Origin of the sequence: Iodidimonas sp. SYSU 1G8, from assembly GCF_039655775.1 — a bacterium.
Lineage (GTDB): Bacteria > Pseudomonadota > Alphaproteobacteria > SMXS01 > SMXS01 > RI-34.
The window spans coordinates 1,580,156-1,598,531 of sequence record NZ_JBBYXJ010000001.1; the positions used below are offsets into that span (position 1 = coordinate 1,580,156).

Below are 18,376 nucleotides of genomic sequence, written 5' to 3' on the forward strand. Positions count from 1 at the left end.
CGCGCTCCGCCTCAGAAGCCGAGCGCCTGCCCGTCGTCGATCCTGACGCCGGCGCCGGTCATGAAATCCCCCGCCTCTGATGCCAGCAGCAGTAGCAGGCCATTGAGGTCGGTATCCTTGCCGATCCGGCGCATGGGCCAGCCCTTGATCTCCTTCTGGCCCGCTTCCGAATCGTAATATTCGCTGTTGATGTCGGTCCGGATGTAGCCCGGATTCATGGCGTTCACCTTGATGCCATAGCGGGCCCATTCCAGCGCCATCACCTGCGTCATCATCTGCACGGCGGCCTTCGACATGCAGTAGGTGATGCCGCCCTTGAGTTCCACATAGGAATGCATGGACGCGATGTTGATGATGCGGCCCGGCGCGCCCCGGTCGATCATGCGCTTGGCGACTTCCTGGCTGAGGAAGAAGGGCGCGCGCAGATTGGTGTCCATCACCTGGTCATATTCGTCCTGGCTGATCTTCTGGCTGGCACGCATGACGGTGATGCCGGAATTGTTCACCAGGCACCAGATCGGGCCGACCTTCTCTTCCGCCTCGGCGATGGCGGCCGCGCCGGCCGGCAGGTCCGTGACGTCGAAGGCGATGGGATAGGCATGGCCACCCGCATCGTTGATTTCCTTGGCCAGCGCCTCCAGCCGCTCCTTGCGCCGGCCGGTGATCACCACCTTGGCACCCGCCTCGGCCAGGCACAGGGCGAACTGGCGGCCCAGGCCGCTGGTGGTGCCGGTGATGAAGCAGACCTTGCCGGTGAGGTCGAAATTGGGCAGCGCCATGAGGAAATCCCAGTCTGTTGTCCTTGGAGGCGGACGCTAGAGGGCTGTTTCATCACCGTCAAGCAAGCGCACCCGGAAACCTTTCCCGGCAAGCATCTCGACGATGCTTCTCAGATGACCGGGATCGCGTGCCTCGATCACCACTTCAAGGTCCGTGTCCTTGGCCTGCGTGTGGGAGAAGATACGGTTGTGCTGCACCTCGAGGATGTTTCCGCCCGCATCGCCGATGGCGCCGGCCACAGCGGCCAGCACGCCGGGCCGATCCGAAATGTCGATCCGAAGACGCGCGATGCGGCCCTGATGCACCAGGTCCCGCATCAGCACGGACGCGAGCAGGCGCGTGTCGATATTGCCGCCCGACAAAACGACGCCGACCTTGCGCCCCTCGAAATGCGCCTTGCGGGCCAGCACCCCGGCGAGCGAAACCGCGCCCGCGCCTTCGGCCACGGTTTTCTCGATGGCGATGTAAAGCGCGATCGCCTGTTCGATCTGGACCTCGCTGACCAGCATCACGTCATCGACCAGCGCGCGGATGATCGGCAGCGTCAGGGCGCCCGGCTGTTTCACGGCGATGCCTTCGGCAATGGTGCCCGCCATGGACGATGGCGGATTGCCTGCCAGCGCGTCACGGATACTGGGATAGCGTTCGGCCTCGACACCGATGATCTCGATCCCGGGCGACAGCGCCTTGGCCGCGACCGCCATGCCGGCGATCAGCCCGCCGCCCCCCATCGGCACCACCAGCACGTCCAGGTCGGGCTGCGCCGCCAGCATCTCGAGCGCCACGGTACCCTGTCCGGCGATGATGGCGGCGTCATCATACGGGTGCACGAACACCAGGCCGTGCTGGCCGGCAAGCTCGCGGGCATGGACTGCCGCCTCCGACAGGCCCTCGCCCACAAGGCGGACGTCGGCCCCATGCGCGCGGGTCGCGGCGACCTTAACCTCTGGCGTGTCGCGCGGCATGACGATGGTGGCGGCGATGCCGAGCCGCCGGGCGTGATAGGCCACGGCCTGCGCGTGATTGCCCGCCGACATGGCGATGACACCGGCCACGCGCTCGTCGCCGGTCAGGCTCAGCAGCTTGTTCAGCGCGCCACGTTCCTTGAACGAGGCGGTGAACTGCAGGTTCTCGAACTTGATGTATAGCTGGGCACCGGTCAGCGCCGACAGGGTCACCGAATGGTGAAAGGGCGTCGGCGGCACCGCCTCCCGAATGGCGGCGGACGCGGCTTTTATATCTGCTAACATCATGGCCGACTCACCAGAAGCCGGGACGGAAAATCCGCATAACCGGCCAGGATCAGCAAACACGTTCGGGGATATCTCATGGATTTCGAGTTTAGCGACAAAGTGAAGCAATTGCAGGAGCGTGTTGGCTCCTTCATCTACGAGCACGTCGTGCCGGCGGAGAAAGTCTTCGCCGAACAGGTCGAGGCGGGCGGCCGCTGGTGCGTGCCGCCGGTAATGGAAGAGCTGAAGGCCAAGGCGAAGGCGGCCGGCCTCTGGAACATGTTCCTGCCGGAATCGAAGAAGGGTGCCGGCCTCACCAATCTGGAATACGCCCCCATCGCCGAGCTGCTGGGTCATTCGCCGCTCGCGTCCGAGGCGTTCAACTGTTCCGCGCCCGACACGGGCAACATGGAGATTCTGGAGCGCTACGGCTCCGAGGAGATCAAGGAGCGCTGGCTCAAGCCGCTGCTCGAGGGCGAGATCCGTTCCGCCTTCGCCATGACCGAGCCGCTGGTGGCCAGTTCGGACGCCACCAACATCGAATCGCGGATCGAGCGGGACGGCGACGAGTACGTGGTAAACGGCCGCAAGTGGTGGACATCCGGCATCATGGACCCGCGCTGCGCGGTCATCATCTTCATGGGCAAGACCAACCCGGACGCGCCCAAGCACCAGCAGCAGTCCCAGATTGTCATTCCGCGCGACACGCCCGGCATCACCATCAAGCGGTCGCTGCCCGTCTTCGGCTATGACGACGCGCCGCACGGCCATGGCGAGGTGCTGTTCGAGAACGTGCGCGTGCCGGTCTCCAACATCCTGCTCGGCGAGGGCCGCGGCTTCGAGATCGCCCAGGCCCGCTTGGGACCGGGGCGCATCCATCACTGCATGCGCGCCATCGGTTCGGCCGAGCGGGCGCTGGAGCTGATGTGCGCCCGCGCCGACAGCCGGGTCGCCTTCGGCTCGCGCCTGTCCGACAAGGGCGTGGTCGAGGAGCAGATCGCCAACAGCCGGATCGAGATCGAGCAGGCCCGCCTGCTGGTGCTGAAGGCGGCGTGGATGATGGACAAGTACGGCAACAAGGTGGCGCGCAGCGAGATCGCCCAGATCAAGGTCGCCGTCCCCAACATGGCGTCGAAAGTGATCGATCGGGCCATCCAGATCCATGGCGGCGGCGGCGTTTCCGCCGATTTCCCGCTGGCCCGCGCCTATGCCGGACAGCGCACCCTCCGGCTCGCGGACGGTCCCGACGAGGTGCATCGCCGGACGGTCGCCCAGGTCGAACTGAAAAAACAACGCGAGAAGCGCGAAAGACAACACAATCTCGCCGCGGAATGACTATATTCAGTCTTATCCACAACCCTCAACTTCACGCGGGCCCGGTTTGGCCCGCGTTTTCTTGTCCGGCATCCGCGGCGAACGACATCTCGTAGAGAGTCCTTTGGGGACAAGCGAGGTGCGTGATGCTGGTGACCAGCGCGATTACGGTTTGGATGGCCCTCAGCGCTCTTTGGGCGGTGAGTGTCTGGCGGCGGGATACGAGCATCATCGATGCGTTCTGGGGGCCTGGTTTTGGCCTGATCGCCGTCGTTACCCTGGCTGCAGTGCCCGATATTTCGCCGCATGGCTGGCTGGTCGCCGGGATGATTATCCTTTGGGCTCTTAGGCTTGGCGGTCATTTGCTGAGACGCAATCTCGCGCATGGCGAAGACCGGCGGTACCGCGAGATGCGGGAGAAGGCGCCGGGGAACTGGGCGGTTCGCAGCTATGTGACGGTGTTCATGCTGCAGGGGCTGCTGATGTGGCTCATCTCGCTGCCGGTGCAGTTCGCCATCGGCGGTACTGGCCACCTGGCTGATCCGCTGACGATTGCCGGTACCGCATTGTTTTTGTTCGGCTTTGTCTTCGAGGCGGTGGCCGACGCGCAGCTCTGGCGCTTCAAGCAGGACCCGGCGAGCAAGGGCCGGGTGATGGAAACCGGCCTGTGGCGCTACAGCCGGCACCCCAATTATTTCGGTGAAACCTGTGTCTGGTGGGGCCTTTTCCTGGCCTGCCTGCCCGCCCACGGCGCGTGGTGGACACTGTTCAGCCCCCTTTTGGTCACATTTTTGCTGCTGAAAGTCTCGGGTTTGCCGCTGGCGGAGAAGAAAATGGGCGAAAGACGGCCCGGTTACGACGCCTATGTCGCCCGCACCAGCGCCTTCATCCCCCTGCCCGCGAAACGCTGACCGACACCATCACCAAAAGCAGAAAGGGCGCCCCGAGGGGCGCCCTTTCCTTTTGTCGTCCGTCTGGACGGTGGCTGGATCTTAGAAGCTGATCCGGGCGCCGCCGCTGATGACGTGTTCGCTGTAGTTGCCGCCCATTTCGCCCGAGTAGTCGAGGAAGAGGGTGAAGGCATCGCTGACCTTGCCGGTGACGCCGACGCCGAAGATGGCGGTGGTTTCACGCGGCACTTCGCCGAAGACGGTGAAGCTGGTGCCGGGGGCGGCGCGGAAGCGCGAGCTGATCGGACGGAGATCGTCCTCGAACTCGTGCGCCACACCGACGCGAGCGTAGGGCATCCAGCCGCCGCCGTTGCCGGAGCGGAAGGTCTTGGAGAAGCGCAGCTGGGCAGTGGCCCGGAGCGATTCCACCGACTGTTCGTCGACGATCAGGTCGATTTCGTTGGCGCCGGTTTCCTCGAACGCATCCTGCTTCACCTTCGCCCAGGTCAGGCCGGCTTCCGGGGTGATCTTGAAACCGTTGCCGGTGTCGAAGCTGTAACCACCCTTACCGTAGAAGTAGTAGACGTCGCCGTCGTACTCGGCGTGCGCGACACGGGAGATCGAGCCGATCGACGAACCGAAGTCGATGTCACGGTCGCTCTCGATGTTCATGTCGCCCATGCCACCGCCGGCATTGAAGAACCAGGTGTCGGTGAAGTAGCTGAGGTAACCGCCAACCTGCCAGTGATCCACATCGCCTTCGCCGGTGCGGCCATCGAAGTCGACATCGGTGTTACCGAAGCCGCCCAGGATACCGATCAGGAAGTTCGGGTTGATCAGGTAGTCGAAGCCCGCATAGCCGGTGAGGGTCTGGTAGTCGTACTGCAGGAAGCCTTCATTGCTTTCCACATCGGACGTCGCCCAGGAACCCGACAGCCAGAAGGTGGCGCGGTTGTCGGAGCCGGACTGGCCGACCGCCGAGTTGTCACCCACGTTCATCACGACCCGGTTCTGCTTGCCACCCGACAGGCCCTGGGCCTCGATGGTGCGGATGTAGGCCTGCTGTTCGGCACCGCGAGCGATGGTGAAGCCGACTTCGTTGAAGGCGTTGTACCACTCGGGGTGCAGCGCATCCAGGGCCGCCGGGATGTCCGAAGCCGTGCCGACCAGCGCCACGATGGCGTGGAGGCTGTCTTCGTTCAGACCGTAGGCGGTGAAGGAGTCGATGTACTCACCAGTGATGACCTGGTTGAGCGTTTCACCCTTCGGCGCGAAGTCCGGGATCGAGATGATACGGACACGGTCGGGCAGGTACTGCAGATAGGCCTTCAGCAGCTGCACGCGCTGTTCCGTAACGGTCTCGTCTTCCTCGGTGCTCGGATCATCGGCCACCGCGTAGCGGACAACCACGGCACCGTCGTTGGCGCCACCGTCGAAGCCCTTTTCGTCGAACTTACCGGTCACGCCGCCTTCAGCGACGATGATGTCCCAAACCTTGGCGTCCTTCGAGAAGTCGGCCAGCGGCGTGGCGATACCCTTGCTGTCCACATCGGCGATGCCATCCGGAACCTTGTAGTCGGGGTTCGGGATCTGCGGGCAGGAGTCCGCACCATCCGGATCGTCGCCGCAACCGGTCGGCCCATTCGGGTCGTCGATCATGGCATCCTGGCTGTTATCGACCAGGTCGGCGAACTGGCCATCCAGGCGGATGTCCAGGCGGCCATCGACGATCACGGCGCCGTCGGTAACCGTGCTGACCTTGTACTCGACGCCATCCGGCACACCATCCGGGCCGCCCTTGCCGGCGACGAGGATGTCGAACTTCTTGTCGTCGTCGTCGAAGTCGAAGTCGTTCACACCATCGGGTTCACCCTTGGTGGGCGCGCCCTTGTCGTCCTGAGTGATCAGGTCAACGGTGCCGAGGCCGGTGGTGTCGATGATGGAGCCGACGATGGCCTTGGTGGTGCCGGTCTTCTTGACGTTCAGCAGATCGCCGGTGCCGTCAGCCTTCAGGTCAGCCTGGAACTGGCTGCCCCAATTGGTGACCACGTTGCGGCCCTTGGTATCGGTGTAGGTGGGCTCATCGTTCTCGTCGAGGACGGGGTCGCCTTCACTATCCAGGACCGGGGTGCGGTACGTGGTGGTGCCGGTGACTTTGCCGTCCATGGTGACGTTACCATACACGGTCAGCGTGCCGATCCGGTCGATCTCATCGCCCGGAGCCAGCGTGGCGTAACGCGGGCTGTCGGTCGCCAGATCAAACGCGCCTTCGAAGACTTCGTAGCTGTTCGAGGCCGGCAGCACGACATTCGGATACTTGGTGCCGTCGGCATCGACCGCCACCTTGGTGTAGGTGGGGTTGTCATCTTCGTCGAGAACCGGAGCACCTTCATCATCCAGCACCTGAACATCGACGGTGCCGACGATCAGGCGGCCGCGAGATTCATCGGGCTGGTTGACAGCGTAGAAGGACTCATCGTCAGCGCCGACATAGTAGGTGACGTCGCCGCCCTGGACCGCGCCAGTGAGGTTGACGCCGCCATTGCCGCCAGCAGCACCGGGGTTGGTGATGATGGTGCCGTGACCGCCGAGGATACCGCCGGACTTCACATCCACGACCGGGGAGGTCAGGACCGCATCCTTCTGGTTGACCCAAGCGTAGGTCGACTTGCCTTCATCGACATCCGCCGTGTCCGGATCATCAACCGAGACGACGGTCTCGACCAGGATGGTGCCGCCGACATTCAGGCGACCGTTGTTGACCACGGTGCCCACGGTACCGCTGATCTGCCATTCGCTGGCTTCGTCATCGGTCACGCCGTCGCCGTCCGTGTCGATCTCGATTTCCGTCCACAGGTAGGTCCCATCGACGGTCGTCTGACCGTTGAGGTTCCAGGTGCCAGCCGGCAGCGGCATGTTCGGCACCGAGGCGAACAGGGCCGGCGTGAGAACCGCGGCGGAGTTCGAGGTCTCTTCGTCACCGTAGAAGTCGGAAACGGTCAGCATGTCATCGACCAGCAGCACTTCGGCTTCGGTGATGTTGCCAGCGTGATCCTGGTAACCGGTGCCCATCAGGACGACCGCGTCCACGTCGGTGTCGACGCCTTCGGCCTCGACCCACTCAGCGGCGGTGCCGCCCTTGGATTCGTCAACGTCCTTGGTGTCCGGATCGTCGGCGATGGCAACCAGCTGGAAGCCAGTGTTGCTGCTGGTGCCCATGTCGAGGTCACCGTTCAGCTGCGAGCCGATTTCCATGACGAAGAGGTCGTCGCCGCCCTGCAGGGCCACGTCGCCGTTGATGACGCCCGGGGCGAAGTTGTGGACCAGTTCGCTGCCCGCGCCGCCGAGAATGGCGAAACGGTTGCTGGTCTGGACCGACGGTGCGCTTTCGTCGACTTCTTCGGTTTCTTCGTTGTCTTCGACCGGATCGGAGAACTTGTTGGCGCCGTCAATGAGGCCGAAGTTCACGATGACCGTGGTCAGATCCGACGGACCCGCGCTGGTGTCGATGGCGGCAACCGGATTGGCGCCTTCACCGTTGATCAGGTCGTCGAGCGTGACGACCGATTCATCGACATCTTCCGTGGCGGGATTGTCGACAACCGGGGTCGGAAGCGAGCCGTTGCTCAGGGGATCAACTTCCATGGTCCCGGAGTTCACGATGGTGACGACGCCGCCAGCCTCGCTGTCGGAGTACAGGTAGGCCGCTTCGCTACCGGTGATGAGGCCGGTGTTGATGACCGTGGTGTTACCACCGCCAGTCGATTCATGGAGACCGGCAACCGCACCCGAGATGGTGCCCCAGTTCTCGATCTTGTTCACACCGCCGCCGAACTCGACGCCGTCGCTGTCGGTGCCGGTGATGGTCGAGGCCGTACCGTTCGTCAGGGTCAGGCCGCTGCCCGCGTTGATGCCGTCTTCGTCACCGGTGATCGAACCGACGTCCCAGATGGTCTCGCCCTGGCTGTCCTCGCCGATGGGCTGCGAGTAGTTGGAGACCTTGGTGCCGGAGCCCGCGGTGATGCCATCGGAGTTGGTGCCGGTGATCGTGCCGCCGTTGTTGATGACGGACAGGCCCATACCGGTGCTGTCGATACCCGACCACAGGCCGATGATCGCGCCTTCGTTGTAGATGTCGTTGCCGTCACCGACCAGGTCGATACCGTCGCCGGTGGTGCCGACGATCGAGGACGCATCACCATTGTTCTGGATGGTGTTGTCGTCGCCATCAAGCTGGATGCCTTCATCGTTACCGAGGATGGAGCCCGAGTTGACGACAACATTGTCGTCGCCGCTGACATCGACGCCGTCATCGCTGGTGCCGGTGATCGAGCCGGCGTTGACGACGGTGTTGCTGCCATTGCTGATCGCCACACCGTCATCGGCGCCGAGGATGGTGCCGGTGCTGGTGTTGGTCAGCGAATTGCTGCTGCCGTTGATGTCGACGCCGTCGCCGTTCTGGCCGGTGATCGAGCCGCTGTTGGTGTAGACGCCACCGTTCGAGAACGCCTGGACGTGCACACCGTCGTTGTAACCGGTGATGCTGCCCGAATTGTCGAGCGTGGTGCCGTCCGCGGTGAACACGACGAGCACGCCGTCTTCGGTCTCGCCGACAATCGAGCCGTCATTGTCGATGTCGTTGCTGTCGCCCCACACGGAGACGCCGTTTTCGGCACCCGTGATCGAGCCACCCACCAGGTTGTCGAGGTTGTTGTCGTCGCCGACCAGGGCCACGCCCTCGTCGCCGGCGTCGATGGTGCCGCTGTTGGTGATGGTGTTGGTCGCACCGAAGACAATGATGCCGTCGTCATCGGCGAGGATATCGCCGGTGTTGGTGACGGTGTTGGTGTTCGCACCGGCCACGATCTCGATGCCGTCATCGCCGGCGTCGATGGTGCCGTCATTGGTGACAGTGTTCAGGTCGTCGGCGAGGCGGACACCGTCCGAACCGGCCGTAATCGTCGCGCCGTCCGAGTTGGTCAGGTCGTTGTTGTAGACCAGTTCCACACCATAGACGTCGGACTGGATCGAGCCGTTGTTGGTGATGGTGTTCTGCTCACCCGCGCTGATGCCGTAGGCGCCGGCTTCGATTTCGCCATCGTTGGTGACGGTGTTGCCGAAGTTGGTGCCGATACCGACGAACGCGGCGTCGATGGTCGCGCCATCGGCGTTGGTCACGGTGTTCGCACCGCCGAGACCGTCGACTTCAATACCGTTGTAGCCGGTGATCGAGCCTTCGTTGACGATGGTGTTACCGTCACTGCCAACGATACCGGTGCCGTCACCGTTCGTGTCGGCGTCGGCGACGATGATACCCGTGTTGGTGACCGTGTTGCCGTCACCCACGACGATGCCGTCATCGTCCGCGACGATGGTCAGCGACGACGTGTTGGTGATGACGTTGTTGTTGCCGGCCACGATGCCGTCATTGCCGGCATTGATCGTGCCGTCATTGGCGACGGTGTTTTCGTTGCCGACGACGATGCCGTTGTTTTCCACATCGATCAGGGCGCCGCCGCTGTTGGTGACGATGTTCTTGTCGCCGCCTTCAATGCCGTTCCAGCCGGTGATAGTGCCGTTGTTCTCGACGCTGCTGTTCGAGCCGACAACGATACCGGTGCCGTCATTGTTCTCATCCGCATCGGCATTGATCGTGCCGTTGTTGATGATCGACATGTAGCCGAGGTTCGCCAGGATGCCGTCATCATCCGCGTTGATGGTGCCGTTCCAGGTGAACTCTTCGGTGACGTTCTTGGTGCCGCTATAGTTCAGCTCGATGCCGTCATCGCCGGCGTCGATGGTGGTTTCGTCATCGGTCTCGACCTCGTTCTTGGAGTTGCCGAGGTAGATACCGTCATTGCCGGCCGTGATCGCGACGCCGGTCAGGTCGACCGTGTTGAGCGAGCCACCTTCGATGCGCACGCCGTCGCCGCTGGCGTCGATGGATTCATCGACCGTGACGTTGTTCTGGTCGCCGGAGATCCACAGACCGTTGCCGCCGTCGGCGTTGATGCGCGCGACTTCGACTTCGTTCTGGTCGCCGGTGATGACGATGCCGTTATCTTCGGCGGTCACCTGATCGCCGATGGAGACGTCGTTGCCGTCGCCGGAGATGTTCACGCCGTCGCCGTCGGTGGCTTCGATGTCGTCGGCCACGGTCACGTCGTTGTCGTCGCCGCTCAGCGCGAGGCCGACATCGTCGCCCAGGATGCTGTCGCCAACGGTCAGTTCGTTGTTGTTGCCGCTGATGTTCGCGCCGTCGCCGTCGGTACCGTCGATGTTGTTGCCAACGTCGATGGTGTTGCCGTTGCCGGTCACGATCAGGCCGTCATCATCGCCTTCGATGTTGTTGTCGGCGGACACGGTGTTGGTGTTGCCGCTGATCACAACGCCGTCGACGCCCGAGATGTTGTTCGTGCTGGTGACGGTGTTGTTGCTGCCGGACACGTTGGCGCCGTTACCTTCGACGCTGGAGATGTCGCCATCGGCATTGACGGTGTTGCTGCTGCCGGAGACCTCGACACCCGCCTCGCTGAAGCCCGCGATGCTGCCGGTTTCGACCGTGTTGCTGCTGCCATTGACCGACACGCCCCATTCGCCGCTGCCGCTGACGCTGACATCGCCGGTGCTGACGTTGTTGCTGTTGCCGTCGATCAGGATGCCGCTGCCGTAGCCGCCCAGACCCGTATCGGCGGTCACGGCGCCATCGACCGTCACCGAGTTGGAGTTGCCGTCGATGTTGATGGCGTTGTCGCCGCCCGAGACGCTGCTGGCATCGACGATGTTGCTGTTGCCGTCGATCTCAAGGCCTTCGTAGACCGTGCCGGTGATTACGCCGGAGTCGATCTGGTTGTTGTTGCCGTCGATGTAAACGCCGGTGCTGCCGACGATGCCGCCCGCCGTGACCGAGTTGGTGTTACCGCTGATGGTCGCGCCAGCATCCTCGCCATTGATGAAATTGGTGGCTTCGACGATGTTGCTGTTGCCGTCGATGTCGACGCCGTCACCCGTGGTCGAGTTGATCACGTCGCCCGAGGTGACGATGTTGCCGGTGCCGCTGATCTGCACGGCATCGTCATCACCGTAGATGCCGTTGTCGGCATTGACGTTGTTGTTCTTGCCGTCGATCTGGACGCCTTCGCCGGCGTTACCGGTGATCGCGGCGCCCGCGTCAACGATGTTGCTGTTGCCGCTGATCTGGACGCCGTCCCAGTCGCCTTCGATGTTGGAGCCGGCGGTGACTTCGTTCTGGTTGCCGGTGATGGTGACCGCGTCGGCGCCGAAGATGTCGGTGGCGCTGCCCACGACGTTGGACGAGCCGGTGATGCTGACGCCGTCACCCGTGCTGTTGCCGTCGCTGTCGCCATCGATGTTGCCGACGGTGGTGGTGACGGTGTTGTTGTTGCCGTTGTTGATGACAACGCCGCCATTGGTGCCGGCAATGTTGGCGCCCGTGACGTTGTTGTTGCTGGAGTTGGTGATCACGACGCCCGGATCGCCGATGATGGCGCCGGTGGTGGTGACGGTGTTGTTGCCGCCGCCCGAGATGTCGACGCCGTCGCCGTTCGTGCCGGTGATGCCGCCAACGCCCGCGATGACCGTGTTGTTGGTCGAGTTCGTCAGGTTCACGCCGTCATCAGCGCCGCTGATGCCGTCTTCACCGACGATGATCGAGTTGTTGGAGCTGCCATTCGCCGAGACGCCGTGGCCGTTGGTGCCGACGACGCTGTTGGCGGTGATGGTGTTGTTGATGCTGGTGTTCAGCTCGATACCATCATCGTCACCCTGCACCGTGTTGGCATTGATGACGTTGTTGGTGCCGCCGTTGATCTGGATGCCGTCGCCGCCGCTGCCCGCGGTGGAGCTGATCGACCCGTTGGAGGTGACGATGTTCAGCGAGGCATTGTTGATCTGGAGGCCGGCGCCTTCGCCGCCGATGACCGAGCCGTCGTTGGTGACGATGTTGAGCGAGCCATCGAGCTGGATGCCGCCGCCTTCGCCGCCGGTGATGACGCCATCGGCCGTGTTGGTGACCTGGTTCTGGCTGCCGTGGATCAGGATGCCGGCGTTGGTGGCCGTGATCGTGCCGTTGTTGGTGATGCCGCCGAAGCCGCTGCCGTTCAGTGAATTGGCTTCGATGCCGTTGGCGCCGGTGATCAGGCCATCGTTCACAACCGTGTTCTGGTTGTTGACGATGATGCCGCTGCCGAAGCCGCCTTCGTTGCTGTCACCGTTGATGGTGGCGTTTTCACCATTGTAGACGTAGGTGAAGTTGCCGGCAGAGATGCCATGATCCCAGGCGTTGATGACGCCATTGCCAACGTTCTCGACGCGCTGTTCAGCGCCGCCCTGAGCGAAGTAATCGAGAACGTTGCCGTTCTGGACTTCGATACCGTCGCCATAGGCGTTGATCGTGCCGCTGTTGGAAATCAGCAGCTGGTTATCGACCTCGGCATGGATGCCGTCGCCGGCTTGGTTGGTTTCGGTGTCGATGGTGCCGGTGTTGGTGACGTTGTTGTCCGAACCGTTCAGCTCGATACCGTTGTTGTCGCTGTCTTCACCGGTGATGGTGATGACGCCATTGTTGGTGACGTCGAACTTGGAGTTGACCTCGATGCCGTCATCGCCGGCGTTGATCGCGCCGTTGACGGTGAGGACTTCCTGCGCGCCGCCTTCGAGGCCCGAGCCGCCGTTCACGCCGGTGGTGTAACGGATACCGTCGCCATCGGCGTTGATGACGGAGGTTTCGTCATCCTGATAGCCGCTTTCGCTGGCATCGCCATCGATGTGCAGCGTGTCAAACTGAACGCCTACGTCACCGCTCTCGATGGTGCCGCCGGCATTGCCGATGTCGCTGTTGTGGTTCTGGACCAGCACGCCGATATTGCCACCGGTGATTTTGCCGGCATTGGCGAGATCGTCGCCATCGGCATCGGTGCCGTCGCCATTACCGTCGAAGTACACGCCGATATTGCCGCCGCTGACTTCGCCACCCTTGTTGATGGTGACGTCGTTGCCGCCGGCGAAGACGTTCTGGCCGTTGACGATGATGGCGGTGCCGTTGGTGCTGATGACCTTGCCGTCGACGACGATGTCGTTGCTGTCACCGAACTGGTCGGCTTCGTTGATCTGGATGCCCGGGCCGTTGGTGGACTGCACGACACCGTCCGACTTCACGTTGATGTCGGTGTTGTCGGTGCCGAGGCCGCCGCCGGAGACCAGGATGCCGCCGGTGTTGCCATCGACGGTGGCCGTGTCGCCCGTGCCGTTGCCGATGTTGATGTTGCTGCCGTCGGCGTCGTCATCGTTGATCTCGATGCCCCAGTCGGAGGCATTGATCTGACCGCTGTTGAAGTTCAGATCGATGGACTCGTTGGCGTCGATGCCGTCGCCGCCGACGCGATCGTCGGTCTTGCCGATGATGGTGCCGTCGATGTTGATTTCGGTACCCGTGTCGTCGGTACCTACAACGATGCCGTCATCGCCCGCCAGAATGGTGCCTTCGCCCAAGTTCAGCGTCGCGTTGTCCGCATCACCGCTGTTGCCAACGTCGATGCCGTCATCGACAGCGTCGATCACCTGACCGCCGCCGAAGTTGAGCGTCTGACCGTCATCTTCGAAAGACACGCCGTCGTCGGCACCAGTCAGCGTACCCTTGCCGTTCAACGTGACGGTGGTACCCACATCGTCGATGCTGATGCCGTCATCGCTGCCCTTAATGTCGCCAGCGTTGTTGATGGTAACCGTGTCGGCGCCGCCAGCGGCGATACCGTCGCCGTTGGTGCCTTCGATGGTCGCGCCCTTGGCGTTGCCGATGGTCGCAAAGTCATCGGCGAAGATACCGGTCGCGCCCTTGATGGAGCCGCCGAAGTTGTCGACCACGTTGGCGCCGGAACCGGCGGTGCCGCCCTTCAGGTTGATACCCGATTCGTCACCCTGGATGGTGCCGGTGCGGGTCGGCGAGGTCTGGCTGCCGTTGGTGACGCTGTTGCCGGTGCCGTTGATGAGGATGGCATCGCCGGTGCCCGAGCTGATGACGCCCGTGCCGGCCGTGTCGGTGCCGTCGCTCTGGTTGACGATCTTGTTGTTGTTGCCGGTGACGTCGATGGCGTTGTCGTCGTTGCTGTTGCCGGTGGTCGAGATGATGCCGCCGCCGATCAGCGGATCGGATTTGCCGTCGCCCTTGGCGCCGCCGTTGAAGATGACGTTGCTGTCACCGACGATGGCGATGGCGTCGCTCTGCGAGCTGGTCACCTGGCCGGGACCAGCGAACAGGCCACTGAAGTCCTCGAGAACGATGACCACGTTCTGGTTGGCGTTACCGTCGGCGCCCGCCGTCAGATCGATGCCCACGCCGGTGCCGCCGCCCGCGACGCCGATTTCCGTGAGGCTGCCGCCGACGACGATGACGTTTTCATCGAAGCCGTCCGCGTCGAAGCTGCCCGCCGTGTTGGTGCCGCAGGTGACGTTAGTATTGTCCGCAGCCGCCGTCGCCGGGGAGCAGGCCGCAGCCGCGTCGCCCGAGTAACCCGTGATGTAGGTAACGGCCGACAGCGCGACCGCCACCATGGCGCCGCGCGTGACGAACTTCATGGGCGCGCTGGCAGTCATATCGACGGCGAAGCGCGACACTGAGTTCAGCAGCGTGTTCTTTTCGTTGGAGAGATTCATCGATCTCGACTCCCTTTAAAGCGAAACAGCAGCGAAGACGTCCATAGCGGACGCCGCGGTTTTTAAAATCCGGGGCATTGAGCCATGACGCGTGTTTGAACACAACGTCAAAACGTTACGTCTATTCTTGAAACCCAAGCAGATTGGCTCCCTTAACCCCTCCCGGAGGCCGTTCACAGCAGCAGAACGTTTCCCGAACCCCACGGCGCCTAAGGCTTATGGCCCTTCGGTCGACGGTATTAATACGCCTCAGTAATGTCTGTTTGCAAGCCCCTGAAGCCGGGAAAGCTAAAAATTTTATGGAGTTAGCGGCGGAATTCCGCGACTTTCGGCGCGTTTTCGCCATAGTTTCGCTGCCGTGCGGTAACATGATGCAGCGGTTATGTTGCGGGAAAGACACACAAAGGGAGAATCTTCATGCCTAAACAAAAGCCAGACAGTCAGAACGGGGCGAAAATCGGGCAGTCGGCGGACGAGAATGCGCTGGGGCGCATCGTGACGCGGGTGGAGGGCGACGTGCTGCTGATCGGCATCGACCGGCCGCGCAAGCTGAACGGCTTCACCAACAAGATGCTGGGCGAGCTGTCACAGGCCTATACGGACTATGAGAACGGGCCATGGCGCTGCGCCATTTTGCACAGCACGGGCAAGCACTTCACCGCCGGGCTCGACCTGCAGAACATCGACCGGGCGGTCAGCCTGTTCCCGCGCGGGCTGGTGGATCCGGTGTCGCTGCACGCGCCGTTGCGGACCAAGCCGGTGATCGCGGCGGTGCGCGGCATCACCTACACCATCGGATTCGAGCTGGCGCTGGCGGCGGATTTCATCATTTGCGGATCGGACGCGCGAATCGCACAACTTGAGGTTAAGCGCGGGCTGATGCCTACATGTGGTGGCACGCCGCGCATGATCGAGCGCGCCGGCTGGGGCAACGCCATGCGCTATCTGCTGACCGGCGACGAGATGGACGCGGCGACGGCGCTGCGCCTGAACTTCGTCCAGGAGGTGGTGGATCCGGAAGCGGTGCTGGACCGGGCGCTGGTGCTGGCGCGGCGGATCGCCGAGCAGGCGCCGCTGGCGGTGAAGGCGACGATGCTGAACGGCCGGAAGTCGCTGACCGAAGGCTTCGACGCGGCGACGGCCGAACTGGACGCCGAGAGCGGCGTGCTGCGCGGCAGCGACGACGTGCAGGAAGGGCTGCGCTCGTTCATCGAAAAGCGCAAGGCGCGCTTCACCGGCAAATGAGGCGGCGCCGCATTCACGCCGCATTCCCGGTGTGACCCGCAGACCACAGCGGCGCGCAAGTCACTGGCGTGACAAGTAAGTTGATATTTCGTTACTTGTCCGCGTGAGTCCGCAATGCGTATGCAGCGCGCCGACACGGCGAAGGGCCGCGCCCCGGAAACAGGGCGCGGCCCTTCTAGTTTCGGCTCAGGCGATGCCGAGGTTGCGCAGGATCGGGAAGGCCAGTTCCTCGCCGCGCGTGGCCTCGGCGACGAATTCGGCGCGGGCCTCGACCGGATCGGACACGACCGCGCCGTTGCGGGTAATCCGCCGGCCGTTGCGGGTGAAATTGCCGTAGGCGGCCTCGATCCGCGTCTCCAGCGACTGGTAGCCTTCGGCCCGCGCCGCGAGCATGAGCTGGGGGATGTGGCCGACGACGACGCCGCCGCCGGTGAGCGGGCTGACCAGATAGGACATCTGACGGCCGGACCTAGCCATGCTCAGAAGCTCGGCGTTCAGGGCGTCGGTGCGCGGGCGCGCGGCGGCGGCGGCCTCGTCGGACACGGCCGGCGAGACGTCGCCCTTGCCGATCAGCACGATGGCGGCCTGGAGCACCTGGTTGAACGTCTTGCCGGCGGCCTTCACCGCCTGTTCGATGTCGCCGAGGCTGTGCGGCTTGTTGTCGGCGAGGACATCGAGCACCGGGTCGTAGACGTCGTGGTTCAGGCTGGCGCTGCCGCGCGCGCCGCTCGCCTCGAGCTTCACGTCCTCGCGCCGCGAGGTGAGCACAATGCGCTCGGCGCGCAGGGCCTGGAGCTGCTGGGTCACGGTCATGGTGCGAGGGCCGCGCACCCAATAGTCGCGGCGGAACTGCTGGTTGACCATGTAGTCGCGCACCGTCTCGCGGAACACGGGATCGGCGATCTCGCCCAGGATGGTCTGCTGATCGTCCGAAAGGTTCAGCGCCTCGACATGCTCGCGATAGGTCGCCGAGCAGGCGTAGCTGAGCTTGGCGCCCGACAGCTGGGCGGCCACGTCGGAGAAGTACATCGGCACCCAATTGTCGTTGAAATACTCGCCGGCGAGGTAGTTGCGGTCGCTCTTGCGCAGGCTCTTGAGCCGCTCGGCGGCGACGGGCGCGGTGCGGGCATAGGCCGGATTGGTGGCCATCAGGCGGTCGGCGAAGTCGAGCGCCGCGTCGATGCGCGGCACGACGCCGGCGCCGGGCGCGGACATGGTGTCGGCGTGCTGCGTCATCAGGTGGCGCAGCGGGCCGACGGCGGCCCAGCCGGGCAGCGTGTTGTAGCTGATGTAGCACAGGCCGCCGACCTTGAGCTTGCGGCGCAGGAAGTCGACGATCACGGCGCGGTTCTCGTCGGAGATCCAGCTCCAGATGCCGTGCAGGCCGATGAAGTCGAACTCGGGCAGGTCGTCGCGGGCGCAGAATTCGGCGAAGGACTGGTCGAACAGGCTGGCGCCGGTGACGGCGCCCAGATCCTGCGCGAACGCGGCCTGGGACGGGTTGAAGTCGGTGGCGTGCCAGCGGGCCTCGCCGGCCGCCGCGTGCATGTTGACGCTGAGGCCCTGACCGAAGCCGAGCTCGCACGCCGCGCCGACCGGCGGCACGGCGAAGCCGCTCTTGAGCAGCGCCAGGCGCGCCCGCAGCGGGTTCAGCTCGCTGTAGTAGCCATAGGTATAGCCGACATCGACCAGATAGCCCTCAGACCAGTTCGACATGAAGTCCCCTCTCGCAAGAAAATCCCGGCCAAATGGGCCGGCGCGTCGTTCGTATGTACCCTTGCGGACGCAGGCCGTCTATGGCCACGGTTCAGCGGCGCCCGTGGCGCTCCAGCACCGCGCGGTACGCCGCGGGCAGAGGCGTGCCGCGGCGGGCGGCCAGATCGATGAACACTTCGGTGCCCAGGCAGGTCGCGGCGCAGGCGTCGCCGACGAACAGGCCCTGGCCGAGGGTGAACGAGCTGGTGCCGACCCGCGTCACGCAGGTGCCGATCTCGACGGCGGCGCCCAGGTGAATCTCGGCGAGATAGCGCACATGGACGTCCGCCAGCACGAAGCCGGTGCCCGCGAGACGCTCCAGGTCGCCCATCACGCTCATGCGCGCGGATTCGAAGAAGGTGACGATGACCGCGTGATTCACATGGCCCATCATGTCGAGATCCCGGTAGCGCACCTGGACATCGCTCCACGCCGCGAAGGCGGCGCGCTGGTTCAGTCCCTCGTGACCGCTCGGCGGGGCTGTCATGC

The 18,376-nt window shown here is 63.8% G+C and carries 8 protein-coding genes; 3 read left to right on the forward strand and 5 right to left on the reverse strand.

Annotated features, from left to right (window positions below; all coding sequences use genetic code 11):
• Window positions 1–11 precede the first annotated feature (11 nt).
• The gene (locus WJU17_RS07545) at window positions 12–779 is read right to left on the reverse strand and encodes an SDR family NAD(P)-dependent oxidoreductase (RefSeq protein WP_346326715.1); all 768 of its coding nucleotides are present in this window, start codon (window positions 777–779) and stop codon (window positions 12–14) included.
• 36 nt (window positions 780–815) lie between these two features.
• Window positions 816–2,033 (reverse strand): threonine ammonia-lyase, encoded by a 1,218-nt coding sequence (locus WJU17_RS07550; RefSeq protein WP_346326716.1) that lies wholly within the window; start codon window positions 2,031–2,033, stop codon window positions 816–818.
• A gap of 75 nt (window positions 2,034–2,108) precedes the next feature.
• On the opposite strand from WJU17_RS07550, the gene WJU17_RS07555 reads away from it, so the two are divergent.
• Window positions 2,109–3,347, forward strand: a complete 1,239-nt coding sequence (locus WJU17_RS07555; protein ID WP_346326717.1) for an acyl-CoA dehydrogenase family protein — start codon at window positions 2,109–2,111, stop codon at window positions 3,345–3,347.
• Window positions 3,348–3,472: 125 nt separating this feature from the next.
• Complete coding sequence (locus WJU17_RS07560; RefSeq protein WP_346326718.1) at window positions 3,473–4,237, forward strand: DUF1295 domain-containing protein; 765 nt, start codon at window positions 3,473–3,475, stop codon at window positions 4,235–4,237.
• Between the two features lie 81 nt (window positions 4,238–4,318).
• Here the strand turns inward: WJU17_RS07560 and WJU17_RS07565 are convergent, their stop codons facing one another.
• Window positions 4,319–14,887: a NosD domain-containing protein gene (locus WJU17_RS07565; protein ID WP_346326719.1), complete on the reverse strand. Its 10,569-nt coding sequence runs from the start codon at window positions 14,885–14,887 to the stop codon at window positions 4,319–4,321.
• Window positions 14,888–15,304: 417 nt separating this feature from the next.
• Between WJU17_RS07565 and WJU17_RS07570 the strand changes: the two genes are divergently transcribed.
• Window positions 15,305–16,132, forward strand: a complete 828-nt coding sequence (locus tag WJU17_RS07570; RefSeq protein WP_346326720.1) for a crotonase/enoyl-CoA hydratase family protein — start codon at window positions 15,305–15,307, stop codon at window positions 16,130–16,132.
• Window positions 16,133–16,318: 186 nt separating this feature from the next.
• Here the strand turns inward: WJU17_RS07570 and WJU17_RS07575 are convergent, their stop codons facing one another.
• Window positions 16,319–17,848 carry a class I SAM-dependent methyltransferase gene (locus WJU17_RS07575; protein ID WP_346326721.1) on the reverse strand — a complete coding sequence of 510 codons (1,530 nt, stop codon included), beginning with the start codon at window positions 17,846–17,848 and terminating at the stop codon, window positions 16,319–16,321.
• 91 nt (window positions 17,849–17,939) lie between these two features.
• Window positions 17,940–18,374 (reverse strand): thioesterase family protein, encoded by a 435-nt coding sequence (locus WJU17_RS07580; protein WP_346326722.1) that lies wholly within the window; start codon window positions 18,372–18,374, stop codon window positions 17,940–17,942.
• Window positions 18,375–18,376: the final 2 nt, after the last annotated feature.